10 protein-coding genes are annotated in these 13,545 nt (G+C 67.8%); 4 read left to right on the top strand and 6 right to left on the bottom strand.

Going from position 1 to position 13,545, the window contains the following annotated elements; translation table 11 throughout:
- Positions 1-7: 7 nt before the first annotated feature.
- The 5 genes from GGC65_RS16325 to GGC65_RS16300 all read right to left on the bottom strand — a co-directional run bounded on the left by GGC65_RS16325 (position 8) and on the right by GGC65_RS16300 (position 4,735).
- Positions 8-1,126, bottom strand: a complete 1,119-nt coding sequence (locus GGC65_RS16325; RefSeq protein ID WP_192648118.1) for an OmpA family protein — start codon at positions 1,124-1,126, stop codon at positions 8-10.
- Between the two features lie 128 nt (positions 1,127-1,254).
- The gene (locus tag GGC65_RS16320) at positions 1,255-1,707 is read right to left on the bottom strand and encodes a DUF2793 domain-containing protein (RefSeq protein ID WP_192648117.1); all 453 of its coding nucleotides are present in this window, start codon (positions 1,705-1,707) and stop codon (positions 1,255-1,257) included.
- An 11-nt stretch (positions 1,708-1,718) separates the two neighbouring features.
- Positions 1,719-2,891 carry a hypothetical protein gene (locus GGC65_RS16315; protein WP_192648116.1) on the bottom strand — a complete coding sequence of 391 codons (1,173 nt, stop codon included), beginning with the start codon at positions 2,889-2,891 and terminating at the stop codon, positions 1,719-1,721.
- A gap of 126 nt (positions 2,892-3,017) precedes the next feature.
- Positions 3,018-4,226, bottom strand: coding sequence for a DUF2163 domain-containing protein (locus GGC65_RS23450; RefSeq protein ID WP_413052735.1), 1,209 nt, complete (start codon positions 4,224-4,226; stop codon positions 3,018-3,020).
- Between the two features lie 2 nt (positions 4,227-4,228).
- Complete coding sequence (locus tag GGC65_RS16300; RefSeq protein WP_225940859.1) at positions 4,229-4,735, bottom strand: hypothetical protein; 507 nt, start codon at positions 4,733-4,735, stop codon at positions 4,229-4,231.
- 276 nt (positions 4,736-5,011) lie between these two features.
- Here GGC65_RS16300 and GGC65_RS16295 point away from each other — a divergent pair, with 276 nt between their 5' ends.
- Positions 5,012-6,604 carry an ABC-F family ATP-binding cassette domain-containing protein gene (locus GGC65_RS16295; RefSeq protein WP_192649577.1) on the top strand — a complete coding sequence of 531 codons (1,593 nt, stop codon included), beginning with the start codon at positions 5,012-5,014 and terminating at the stop codon, positions 6,602-6,604.
- A 289-nt stretch (positions 6,605-6,893) separates the two neighbouring features.
- Positions 6,894-7,409, top strand: a complete 516-nt coding sequence (locus tag GGC65_RS16290) for a PilZ domain-containing protein (protein WP_192648114.1) — start codon at positions 6,894-6,896, stop codon at positions 7,407-7,409.
- 10 nt (positions 7,410-7,419) lie between these two features.
- Here GGC65_RS16290 and GGC65_RS16285 read toward each other — a convergent pair whose 3' ends face one another.
- A complete protein-coding gene (locus tag GGC65_RS16285; protein WP_192648113.1) occupies positions 7,420-8,070 on the bottom strand; it encodes a glutathione S-transferase family protein in 651 nt (216 codons plus the stop codon).
- 197 nt (positions 8,071-8,267) lie between these two features.
- Between GGC65_RS16285 and GGC65_RS16280 the strand changes: the two genes are divergently transcribed.
- A complete protein-coding gene (locus tag GGC65_RS16280) occupies positions 8,268-9,860 on the top strand; it encodes a CHASE domain-containing protein (RefSeq protein WP_225940858.1) in 1,593 nt (530 codons plus the stop codon).
- A complete protein-coding gene (locus GGC65_RS16275; protein ID WP_192648111.1) occupies positions 9,844-13,494 on the top strand; it encodes a hydantoinase B/oxoprolinase family protein in 3,651 nt (1,216 codons plus the stop codon). Before GGC65_RS16280 ends, GGC65_RS16275 begins: the two co-directional genes overlap by 17 nt.
- The last annotated feature ends 51 nt before the right edge of the window (positions 13,495-13,545 follow it).

Raw genomic sequence — 13,545 nt, 5'->3', positions numbered from 1 at the left:
ACCGGTCTTACATGCCCGAGTTCGGACCGTAAGTGATTTCCACGCGACGGTTCTGGTCGTTGCGGACGCCGTCGGCGGTCGCAACGGCCGGACGGGTTTCGCCGAACGCCTGCGCGCTGATCGAGCCATCCGAGATACCGCGAGCGGTGAGATAGCTGCGAACCGCGGTGTTGCGGCGTTCCGACAGGCCGACGTTGTACTTGGCCGAACCCGAACGGTCAGCGTGACCGGCGAGCATGACCTGCGTACCCGTGCAACCACGGTTATAGGCGCTGATCGCGTTGTCGAGCGTCGAAGCCGCTTCCGGCGTGATGTTCGACTGATCCCAGTCGAAGTACACGATATACGGTCCCGGTGCGCATTCCACGACCGGCGGCGGCGGCGGAGGCGGCGGGGGAGGCGGCGGCGGGGGCGGGGGCGGCGGCGGAGCCACCGGTTCCGGCGCCGGAGCACCACCGAAGTTGAACGTCAGCGTACCCAGGATCGAGTGCGAACGGAAGCGCGTCGAAACGTCGCGGCCGAGCTGGTCGACCAGGTCGATGTTGTCGGCGTTGAAGAAGCGATACTTCAGGCCAACATCGATGTTGTCGCTCAGCGGAGCGCGGACGCCCGCGATCGCCTGCCAGGCAAAGCCCGTGTCCGAATCGTCGAGGAAGTTGCCGGCAAAGACCGGCTCAACCGAAACGCGGGCGATACCGGCACCACCGCCGACAAAGCCCTGAAGGCCGTCGTCGTCACCGAAGTCGAGCAGGCCGTTGACCATGAAGCTCAGCGCATTGCTATCGCCGGCGAGGTCATATGAACCGGTCGCCAGAGCGCCCGTTCCCGCAGCCGACTGCGGGATGCCGGGGGTCGTGAAGCGGCCCGACTTGATGTCGGCTTCACGGAAACCGACTTCGACTTCTGCGCGGAAACCGCCAAAGTCATAACCGACGGTACCTTCGGCATCATAGCCAGCGCGGTGATCGAGCGTACCGGCATTGTTGAACGTGCCGATGTCGAGATCGAGGTCCTCGACGAGCATTGCGCCAGCACCCACACCAACATACCAGGAGTTGTCGCGCGCCAGAACCGGCGACGCCAGGGTGGTGGAGGCCAACGCCAGAGCGACGGCAAGCTTCCTCATAATAATTCCCCTTTCAATTGAGATATACGTCTCGAGGACGTCCTACCCGCCGCTTTGGTTCCGTGCAAGCTAACAAATCGTCAATATGTTGCCAAAAAGTCGCACTCGCGATGTCAATGAACCAAAATTCAGCCTGAAATCAGAAGACCCTGCGCGGCGAGCTGAAGGATCAATGTCGAAAGCGCGCTGCGTGCCTGGGTGTCGATTACCGACCCGCCCGAAGGCGCCGCGACTGTCCCCGGGCCCACCCATACGCCCCCATCGAAACGAAGCTGTGCGCCATCGGTCAGACGCGTCGCCCGCATCCCCTCGCGCGGCGGCGCAAATCGCCACCCGGCCCCGGTCCGGATCGCGATCGCATTTCCCTGTCCCGTCCAGGCGCCCGTCGGTGCCGCGCCCACGATCCAGCATTGCCCGTCGACGGGACTTGAGGGCGGCACGGCAAGCGGCCCGGCTTCGACAGCAGCATGAATCAAGGCATCGAGCAGCGTCAGGGCTTCGTTGTGCGTCACCTCTTTCTGCGCCTGTGCTACGGCAAGTAACGGTAACGCGAAGCGCGGTGTGGTCGGCATATCGGTCATGGCTCAATCCTTTACGTCAATGGCAGGGACAGGGGCGGCGACAGCGCGAAATCCCCCACCTGCCGGATTTCGATCGCGCAGCCGGGCGGCAATATTGCGAGGTCGGTGGCACCGATATTCAACGTCGGCGACACGCTTGCCCACGGCCCGATCCCCGGAATGGGTGGTACCAGTGCAATGCGCCATGCCTCGGTTGCTTCACCAAGGGGCTGATCGACATGGTCGCGCCACCCCGTATCGACGCGGCTGCGTCGCACCCAGTCGATCGTCACCCCGCCGGCTCCATCGGCGCGGACCTTCCCGTGCACCGGAGCCAGCGGCTGCAGCGCCCGGCCGGCCACCGGCACGTCAACCTCGGCCAGCGTGGTCCCGCCCCGCGGTGCCCATTCGACGGTCGCCGCGCCGTTTTCTCCCAAAGCAGCAAGGGTCTCGGACAGTGTCAACAGCGCCGGATCATCGAGCATAACGAACGGCGCCCCGGCCAAATGGGTCATTCCGCTGTCGGTCCCGGCCCGCCCGCGCAGCAAGCGCGTGAGGCGCCAGCGACCGGGTCCAATAACCTCGGCGACGCCGAACTGCAGCAACTCGCCGCTCACCATCGCCCGGTTCACGCCGCCCAGCAGCGCGGCGTCGCCGACCGATTCCAATGTCATCGCGGGATTGACCAGCTGGACCTCGACGCTGTTCGAAAGATCGAACAGGCAATCGCTCCCTGCGGCGAGCGGCTCGGCTAGCGCGCCGAGAGCCGCGGCCGGACGCACGGTGCCGACCGGGATCGGTTCGGCACCGGGCGACGCGACGAACCAGGAATCGGCGCCGCGCCAGCCATCGTTGCTACCAGCGCCGGCAATCAACAATCGCGGCGCCGATGCCGCCGGACTTCCGATGTTGGGAAGGTCGAACAGGCGAACCGACCCGACGGCGTCGGGCCAGTCGGGCGCGCTGACCGGAACGCCCGGTTCGGCCGGAACCTCGGCGGCAGGCAGCGGCTCGTGGCGCCTCAGCTCCAGCAGGATGTCACTCCCGCGTACCGTCCGCGCTGCCAGCCGCCAACGGCTACCATCCTCCAACGCCACGACATGCCCCACCGTGAGCGCCAGCGCTGCCAGATCGGCGCGCCAGACCAGCGTTTCGCGTCCATCGGCCGCGGCGGCGGCAAACCGACCGGCCGCACCAGCCGGCATCCCGCCGCCGCATAGGCGGCCCACACCAGCCCCACACAATCGAGCCCCGTCGCCGGATCGCTCCCTTGCGGCCGGAACCCCACGCCAACCATCGCCCGCGCCGCCGCAAAGGCGCGCGCTCCAACCTCAGCCACCGGGATAGCGCGTCAGCAAATCATTGCCGGGCAAGTGGGCCTCGCCGCGAAAATTGATCGCGTTCGCAAAGCGGTCGCGGCACGTCGCAAGCTGCTTGTCGCACCCTTCGGTGAGCCGCACGCGCACCGGCCCTGCGACCGCAAACGCCGGCGCTTCGGCCAAATGCAGCACCGCCTCGTCGACCGCGATCACCGGGCTCGCCAATCCGCAATTGGCGCCCTCGATCCACAGAAGCTCGCCGAACGCCATCCCCGGCACCGCGGCATCGAGCGTCACCATGCGCCCGTCGACCGCGACGACCCGGCGCACATGCGTCAGCGGCGTCAGGTCGACCCGGCACGCCCGGTCGCCAAGCATCGCGCGGCACGACGGCGACGTCGCCGGGCACACCGGCCGGTCGAGCACCCGCGTCACGCCCTGCAACTCCACCGCAAAGGCCGGCCCGCGCCGCTCGATCGCCCCCACCGATCCACGCGCCACCGTGACCGGCGCAACCTCGGGCGCGCTCCAGTCGGTGACGAACAGCTCCAGCTCCGCGCCATCCCAGCGCCCCGCATCCAGATCGCGCGCCGCGATCGCATCGCTGGTGACCGCGCCCTCCAGGTCCATCGTCGCGACGTCGAGGCTGTCGCTCGTCTCGAGCGCCGAAGGCTTCAGCCGCAACCCCATCATCAGATTGTCCCACGCCGCATCGCCCTGCGGCCATTTCGCCAGTTCGTCGCACCAGGCGACATGATGCTCGGGCCCGCGCAGATTCTCCGCCGCCGCCGCCGAATAGAGCGTCGCCACCGCACCGCTGCTGAAATGCAATTCGCGCAATCCTTCACGCCACATCGGTTCTTCGTCCGATCGCGCCACAGCCAGCAGCCCGCTCGGCCCCTCGATCATCACGCGGCGCCCGTCGGCATCGTTCGCCGCGACCAGCGCGATCCGTGCCTCGGGCAGCATCCGCGCCCATTCGCTGATCCATTCCGCCCCCGCGCGCGTCTTGCCGAACCCGCGCCCGGCGCGGATCATCCAGATGCGCCAATCGCCCGACGGCTCGCATTGCCCGGGTTGCGCCCAGCCCTGCCAACGCTCGACGAGCTCGCGCCGATGTTTGATCGGAAGGTCGCGCATCAATCGCCGCAGCTGGCCCGGCGTCAGCGTTCCCAACAGCTCCAGCAAATCGCCGACGACGTCGCGTGTCGCCTGCACCATCGCTACAGCTGATCCCAGCCGCGCTGACGTCGCAGGATCGCAAGCCGCTTCAACACCTCCGCATCGGTTTCTTCCGACGTCGGCATCTTGCCCTTGCCAATACGGAGGCTGCGCAGCTTCCCGCCGCGAACACTCCCTTCGTGGCGCCCCAGAACCCGAAACGCCTGCTCCATCGTCATCGGCGCGATGACCGCGCCGTCGCTCGTTTCGCTTCCATTCGGGCGCCCGCCCTCTACCACCGCCAAAGCGGCATGGAGCAACCCCATCTCCAACCGCTGATAGCCATCGTCGAGCGCCTGTTGCCAAGCGGCCGCAAACGCCGGATCGCGCTGGCGAATCTTGTAAAAGGTCGAAAAGGAAACGCCCACCCGCTCGGCTGACAGCCGCACGTTGCAGGTCTCGCTCAGATGCTGGATGAACGCGTCGCGCTTGCGCGCGGAAAGCTCGCGGGCCGCACGTTTCGTCTTGACCAGCAATCGCGCCTTCCCGCTTTTCACCACCAGATCCATCGCCCACCTCCAAAAGCAGAAGGGCCGGATTACCCCCCGCATCGGAAGGGGCACCGGCCCGACTCGCAATTCTTCATGATGTGACACTTGTGCCATATCAGCGTGACGATGTCAATATAAAATAACCTATTTGGTTATTAGCATCATAGCGGCGTATCGCGTCCGGCTTGCGTACCGCAACCGCAGCCTCTACATCGGCCCGCCAACCGGAGACTTTCGCCATGGATCAATACCTGCCCGCAACGCCCCGCCTTGCCGCCAGGAAAGTCCATGTCCATGCCCGCCATCACAATCTCCAATCTCAGCTGGTCCACGCCTGACGGCCGCGCCGTCCTTTCGGGCCTCGACCTCAATTTCCAGTCCGAACGCGCCGGCATCGTCGGCCGCAACGGCGTCGGCAAATCGACGCTGCTGCGCCTGCTGACCGGCGAACTGACGCCCGCATCGGGCAGCATCGGGGTTCACGGCAGCATCGCGATGCTCCGCCAGACGGTGCGGGTCGCGCCGCACGAGACGATCGCCGACCTGTTCGGCGCGCGGGGCGCGCTCGCGCTGCTCCGCAAGGCCGAGGCCGGCGAAGCCAGCGTCGACGAAATCGGCGACGCCGACTGGACGCTCGAAGCGCGGATCGACGAAGCGCTCGCGGGGGTCGGCCTGCCACTTCCCGCCGACACCCCGCTCGCGCAGCTCTCGGGCGGCCAGCGCACGCGCGCCGCGCTCGCCGGGGCGATGTTCGCCGCGCCCGATTTCTTGCTCCTCGACGAGCCCACCAACAATCTCGACCGCGCGGGCCGCGACGCGGTGCGCGACCTGCTCGCCCGCTGGCGCGGCGGCGCGATCGTCGTCAGCCACGACCGCGAATTGCTCGAGGAAATGGACGCGATCGTCGAACTGACCAGCCTTGGCGGCACGCGCTACGGCGGCGGCTGGAGCGCGTATCGCGCGCGCAAGGATATCGAGCAGGCGGCGGTCGAGGCCGAACTCGCGGGTGCCGAAAAGCGCGCCGATGCCGCGCAGCGGCAGGCGCAGGTGGCGACCGAAAAGCAGGACCGCCGCGACTCGCGCGGGCGCGCCAAGGCAGCGCGCGGCGACATGCCCAAGATCGTCATCGGCGGCCTCAAGCGCCGCGCCGAGGAAACCCGCGCGGCGGGAAGCCGCCTCGCCGAACGCCAGCGCGGCGACGCCGAGGAGCGTCTCGCCGCGGCGCGTGCGAAGGTCGAGGTAATCGATCCGCTGTCGGCCGGCCTGCCTTCGGCCGGTCTTCCCGCGTCGCGGACGGTGCTCGCCCTCGATCATGTCACCGCGGGCTATGCCGAAGGCCGGCCGGTGATCGAAAATCTGTCGCTGACCATCACCGGCCCCGAACGTGTCGCGATCACCGGTCCCAACGGCTCGGGCAAATCGACGCTGCTCGCGCTGGTCGCGGGCACGCTCGCGCCGTGGGCCGGCGACGTCCGCGTCGGCGTCGCCTTCGCGCTCTTCGACCAGCGCGTCGGCCTGCTCGATCCCGCGCGCTCGATCGCCGACAATTTCCTCGCGCTCAATCCCGGGACGACGAACAATCAGTGCCGCGCCGCGCTCGCGCGCTTTCGTTTCCGCGCCGACGCCGCCGACCAGGTCGTCGGCACGCTGAGCGGCGGGCAGATGCTCCGCGCCGGGCTTGCCTGCGTCCTCGGCGCGCCGCAGCCGCCACAGCTGCTGATCCTCGACGAACCCGGCAACCATCTCGATATCGACTCGCTGACCGCGATCGAAACCGGCCTCGCCGCCTATGATGGCGCGCTGATCGTCGTCAGCCACGACGCGGCGTTTCTGGACGCGATCGGGATCACGCGAACAATCAACCTCGGGATGGTCGAACGCCGATAGCCGGGCAGGCGCGCCGGCCGCCGATGGCAAGAAGGGCTCCACCTCGCGGCAGAACCCTTCCGTCCTCTTGAATATGGCTACGCAAGAGGAACCCCCTCGGCCATCCTGGGTCGCGAGTCTGGCGTCAGTGCGCCGATGATTAACGATCCCGCGCGGCTTCACCCGCAACATAGGTTAACCCCGCCGGACTAAATTACGCGCCCGGCACCCGTGCATTTTTTGCGCCGGTGCGCCGTGTTTCGACGCGTCCGCTAACCTTCTTTTAACCGGCGAACTCCAACAACCGGCTATGCCTATTTACGGACATTTTCTGCCATCGGCGCCCGGCGCCGACAAACGTATCGACGCGCGCCGCAAACTCAGCCTTCTCGCGTCGGGCCTGCGGCATGACGGCACCGACATCGAGGTGCAGATCCACAATATCTCGGGAACCGGGCTATTGCTCGAAAGCGACGTCAAACTGGTGGCCGGCGACCGCATCGAAATCGAGCTTCCGCACGCCGGCGACATCACGGCGAAGGTCATCTGGGCCAGCGGGCGGCTTTTCGGATGCCAGTTCGAAGGCCCGGTATCGCCCGCCACGCTGAGCGCGGTCGAACTCAAGAGCGCCATCGACGCACCGCCCGCTATCGAGCCGGCGCCCACCACCCACGGCGATCAGGTGGAACCGGTCATCGACGAAGCCGCGCCCGAGGGACTGCACGGGGTGCAGGAGATACAGGCGCTGATCGACTACCGCCGCGAACAGATAGCGCGCGACCTCGGCATCGGCGCCGAGCGCGTCCGGATCGTCGTCGAATTCTAGAGCCCTGACCCTAGCTCGCCAGCACCCGCGCGATCAGCCGCTCTTCCTTCGCGATCCACGGCGCCATGCTCGGCCGCGACAAGATAGCCTCGCTCCACGCCGCGATCTTCGGATGCGCGGCAGGATCGATGCCCGCGCCGCAGTGGCGGAAGTTCATCAGCGGCGACGCAACCGCCAGGTCGGCGAGCGTCAGCCGGTCTCCGACCAGAAAGCCCGACGCAGGGATCGCACCTTCCAGATAGGCGAGCAGCTTGGGCAATTCCTCGCCCTCGGCCAACGCCGCGGCGGCCAGGTCGCCCTCGCGTCCCAGGAACTTCGGGGCGACGATACGGTTGAAGAACATCTTGCCGCTGCACGCCGCGAACACCGTGTCGCCGAATTCCTCCCACCAGATCACGCGCCCGCGCTCCTGCGGGTCGGCGGGGATCAGCACCGGTTCGGGGTATTTCGCCTCGATATATTGGATGATCGCGCTCGAATCGGCGAGCAGGAAGCCGTCGTCATCCATCGCGGGCATCTTGCCCAGCGGCGAAGCGGCGCGGAACCCCGGATCGGGATCGCCGATCCCGACGCCCTTCAGCTCGAATTCGATCCCTTTTTCGCCCAGAAAGCCCAGCAATTTACGGACGAACGGCGACACCAGCGAGCCATAGACAATCATCCTGCTTCTCCCTTTATTTCGCACCAGCATAGGCGAAAGGTTGCGGGTCGCAACCCGTTGGACACCGCCGGATCGGCACGAAATAAACTTGCTATCGGCTGCCTGCCGTGAAACATCCGGGGACAGAGGGGGGCGCTGCTGCGGCAGCCATCAGGCAGGATATATCAATGCGCCCTTCGTCATGGGCAGATCGGCTGTTGGCGCTGCTGGTCCGGTTCGTCGGGCTGGTGATCTTGCTGGCGACCATCGTCGCGGCGAGCGCCAGTTTCCTCTATAATCAAGCCGAAGAAGCCGATCAGGCCGAGCGTGTCGCGGCACAGTTCAACATGCGGCTCCGCGACCATGTTGCAATCCTCGAAGGGGTGCGCGCGCTCTACCAGTCCGACGCCGCGGCCAGCGGCCCCGGCATTCGCTCCTATCTCGCCGCGCTCCAGCCGCAGGTCCAGGCCCCGGGGATGGAGGGCATCGGCATCGCGGCTGCGATGCGTGCGGGCGATCCGGCGGGGGTCGAGGCGCGGCTCCGGGAAAATTATGGCCAGGACATCAAGGTGTGGGGCACGACCGACCAGCCGGTCGGCTTCGCCGTCGCGCTGGTCGAACCATATACGCCGCGCCGCCAGGTTGCGCTCGGTTTCGACATGTATGGCGAGCCCGTGCGCCGCGAAGCGATGCGCCGCGCCTGGCAAACCGGCCGCCCCGCCGCGAGCGGGATCGTCCATCTCGCGCAGGAACGCGCTGCCAAGGTCAAACAGCCCGGCTTTCTTATCTATCTTCCCGTCTATGCCCGGGGAATGGCAAGCGAAGCCGCCGCCGGCACGGTCGCGACGGCGCCGGGCTTTCGGCCGATCGAGGCGTTCATCTACGCCCCCTTTCGGGTGAACGACATGATGAAGGCCGTGCTCGGGCCGCAGCTCGGCCAGATCAACGGACTCGAAATCCGCGCGGGCGCCGGTCCCTCGGCGCCCGTCATCTTCCGGCATGGCAAGATGGGCTGGGACGCGCAGGAACAGGTGCTGCGCATCGCCGACCGGCAATGGACGATGCGTATCTCGTACGGCCGCCTGCTCGAACGCCTCGGCCGCCCGCTCGGCATCTTCCTGTTCGGCCTCGCGCTGGCCTTGCTCGCGACACAGCTTCACCGCGTCCAGCAGCGCCGCGTCGGCGAGGCGCAGGCGCTTGCCGAGGAAAAGGCACGCCACGCCGAGGACCGCGAACTGATGATCGGCGAGATGGCGCACCGGATGAAGAACGCCTTCGCCCGCATCGGCGCGCTCGCGCGCATCACGCTCCGCGAATCCGCCTCGCTCGAAGAGTTCGAAAACAAGTTTGACGGGCGCATGCGGGCGCTGTCGGACGCCAAGCAGATGCTCGTCACCGGCGCGGTCGACAGCGTCGAGCTCGGCCAGATCGTCCGCCGCGAACTCGAACTCGCGGGGGTATCCGCAGAACAGCTCGCCGCCATCGCCGGGCCCGAGGTCCGTTTGGGCGACGAAGGGGCGCAGGCGATCTCGCTCGCGCTCCACGAATTCGTCACCAACAGCATCAAATATGGGGCGCTCGCGGGCAAGGGCCGCCTCGCGGTCGGCTGGCACCGCGACGGCAGCGACATCGAACTCGACTGGTCGGAAACCGGCCTCGCCGAAACCCCGCATATCGAAAGCGAAAGCTTCGGCACCCGCTTCATCCGTTCGATGATCGAACGCCAGCTCAAGGGCAGCTGGACGCGCACCGCGGTTGACAACAGTCTCGCCATCGTCATTCGCTGGCCCGACAATGGCACTGCAACCTGACGACCGCTGGCACATCTGGATCGACCGCGGCGGCACCTTCACCGATGTCGTCGCACGCAGCCCCGCGGGCGCGGTCGTCACCACGAAATATCTGAGCGAAGATCCCGCACGCCCCGGCGATGCGGCGGTCAATGCGATCCGCGACCTCACCGGCGCAGGCAGCGGCGCGCTGCCCCCGCTCGCGATCCGCATGGGCAGCACGGTCGCGACGAACGCGCTCCTCGAACGCAAGGGCGAGCCGACCCTGCTCGCGATTACGCGAGGGTTCGGCGATGCGCTGACGATCGGCTATCAGGACCGCCCCGAACTGTTCGCGCGCAAACTCGACCGCACGCCGCCGCCGCACGCCGCAGTCGCCGAGATCGCCGAGCGTCTGAGCCCTGAGGGCGATATCCTGATTCCGCTCGATGAGAACGCCGCGCGCGCATCGCTGCAAGACGCGCATAACCGCGGCCTCACCAGTATCGCCATCGTGCTGATGCACGGCTATCGCTACCCCGATCACGAACGCCGCCTCGCCGCCATCGCGCGCGACATCGGCTTCACGCAAATCTCGACCAGCCACGACGTCAGCGCGCTCATCAAGCTGATCGGCCGCGGCGACACGACGCTCGCCGACGCTTATCTTTCGCCCGTCCTCCACCATTATGTTCGGCAATTCGTCGGCCAGCTAGGCGACGGCATCGATCCGCAATTCATGAAAAGCTCGGGCGGCCTCGCCTCCGCATCGGCCTTCCACGGCCGCGACGCGATCCTCTCCGGCCCCGCGGGCGGCATCGTCGGCATGGTCGGCAGCGCCGCGCCGCTCGGCAAGGATCGGCTGATCGGCTTCGACATGGGCGGCACCTCGACCGACGTCAGCCATTATGCCGGCCGCCTCGAGCGCGACAATGAGACCATCGTCGCCGGCACGCGCATCCGCGCCCCGATGCTGCGCATCCACACCGTTGCCGCCGGCGGCGGTTCGATCTGCCGCTGGGACGGCGCGCGCCTTCTCGTCGGCCCCGAAAGCGCCGGCGCGAACCCCGGCCCCGCCGCCTATGGCCGCGGCGGACCGCTCACCGTCACCGACTGCAACGTCCTGCTCGGCAAGATCCAGCCCGATCATTTCCCCAAGCTCTTCGGTCCGAACGGCGACCAGCCGCTCGACCGCGCCGTGGTTGTGGGAAAATTCGCCGCCATGGCCGCCGAGGTCGGGAACATCACCCCCGAAGCGCTCGCCGAGGGCCTGCTCGCCATCGCGGTCCAGCAGATGGCGAACGCGATCAAGCGCATCACCATCGCGCGCGGCCACGACCTGAGCCAAGGCTACAGCCTCGTCGGCTTCGGCGGCGCCGCGGGCCAGCATGTCTGCCTCGTCGCCGATGCGCTTGGCGTCGACGAAATCCTGCTTCACCCACTCGCCGGGGTGCTCTCGGCCTATGGCATGGGCCTCGCCCGCCCCTCGGCGATCCGCGAACGCACGCTCGGCCTCAAGCTCGACGAAGATTGCGCCGAAGCCCTCGCCGCCGTCGAAACAGACCTGTCGCAGCAGGCGCGCGCCGACCTCGCCCCCGACACCGACACGGCCCGCGAAACCCTGCTCTTCGTCCGCCTTGCCGACAGCGACAATGCGATCGAACTCCCGCTCGCACCGCCGCAAGACGTCGCGACCGCCTTCGCCGCCGCCTTCCGCCAGCGCTTCGGCTATGCCCCGCACAGCAACCTCGTCGTCGACCGCATCCGCGTCGAGCTGACCGAGGCCGGCGACACCCCCGCCGCGCTGCCCTCGCCCGCCGGGTCAGCCGAAACCGCCCCTGAAACCGTCACCGCCTGGCTCGCTGGCGCCCCGCACACCGTCCCGCTCCACCAGCGCGGCGCGCTCGCCCCCGGCCGCACCATCGCCGGCCCCGCGATCATCATCGACGCGCTGTCGACGACGGTGGTTGAACCGGGGTGGACCGCGACGGTCGAGCATGAGGGGACGCTGAAACTCACAAGTGATCCCCGGCGCAAGCCGGGGCCCAGCGAAACAGGGCTCGCGCACGAAGATGGGCCCCGGCTTTCGCCGGGGATCACAAATCCTGCGGACGATCCCGACCCGATCCGCCTCGAAATCTTCAACAGCCTGTTCATGGCGATCGCCGAAGAAATGGGCGGCGCGCTCCAGCACAGCGCCTCGTCGATCAACATCCGCGAGCGCCTCGACTTCTCCTGCGCGATTTTCGACGGCGAAGGCCGCCTCGTCGCCAACGCGCCGCACATGCCCGTCCACCTCGGCTCGATGGGCGAAAGCGTGCGCACCATCCTGCGCCAGCGCGCGGGCGACGGTCGCGGCATCAAACGCGGCGACGCCTACGCCCTCAACGCGCCCTACGACGGCGGCACGCACCTCCCCGACATCACCGTCATCATGCCGGTGTTCGTCGCCAAGGAAGAGGGGGACGGCTACGCGCCGAGCTTCTTCGTCGCCGCGCGCGGCCATCACGCCGACCTTGGCGGCATCGCGCCGGGTTCGATGCCCCCCGACAGCCGGAGCATCGCCGACGAAGGCATCCTGTTCGACAATGTCCTGATCGTCGACGACGGAAACTTCCTCGACGCCGATGTCCATGCGCATCTCAACGCCGGCGAGTGGCCCGCACGCAACCCCGCACTCAACATCGCCGACCTCAAGGCACAGGTCGCCGCGTGCCAGCGCGGCGCCAGCGCGCTCGCCGACCTCAGCGCCGCGCACGGCGCCGCCACCGTCGCCGCCTATATGGCGCACGGCCAGCGCCAGGCCGAAGCCGCCGTTCGCCAGCTCATCGCGCGCCTCGAAGACGGCACCTTCACCTACGCGATGGACAATGGCGCCGAGGTCGCCGTCGCGGTGAAGGTCGACCGCAAGGCCCGCCACGTCACCATCGACTTCACCGGCTCGTCGGCGACGCTCCCCGACAATTTCAACGCGCCGACGCCCGTCGTCCGCGCCGCGGTGCTTTACGTCCTGCGCACGATGCTCGACGACCCGATCCCGATGAACGAAGGCTGCCTCGCCCCCGTCACGCTGATCGTGCCCGAAGACTCGATGCTCTCCCCGCGCTACCCGGCCGCGGTCGTCGCGGGCAATGTCGAGACGAGCCAGGTCATCACCGACGCGCTCTTCATCGCCTTCGGCGCGATGGCCGGCGCACAGGGCACAATGAACAATTTCACCTTCGGCAACGAAGCTTACCAATATTACGAGACCATCGCCGGCGGCTCGGGCGCCGGCCCCGGCTTCGACGGCTCCTCCGTGATCCAGACGCATATGACCAACAGCCGCATGACCGATCCCGAAGTGATGGAAACGCGCTTCCCCGTCATCGTCGAGGAGTTTTCGATCCGCAAAGGCTCGGGCGGCGCGGGCCAATGGACCGGCGGTGACGGCGCCACCCGCCGCATCCGCTTCCGCGAGCCGATGGCCGCGAACATCCTCGCCAACCGGCGCCAGATCGCCCCCAGCGGTCTCGCGGGCGGCGAAGACGCAGCCCCCGGCCGCAACTGGGTCGAGCGCGCCGACGGCTCCGTTGAAATGCTCGCCGCCACCGGCAGCGCAGACCTCGCCGCGGGCGACGCCTTCGTGATCGAGACACCCGGCGGCGGCGGTTACGGGAAATCGGGGGAGAGATGATTTGACGACAGCGCGGTCTACCCCACGCGGGGACGACGGAATGAAGGGATA

Origin of the sequence: Sphingopyxis sp. OAS728, assembly GCF_014873485.1 — a bacterium.
Taxonomy (GTDB): Bacteria; Pseudomonadota; Alphaproteobacteria; order Sphingomonadales; family Sphingomonadaceae; genus Sphingopyxis.
This window is presented reverse-complemented; position numbering and strand designations above follow the sequence as displayed.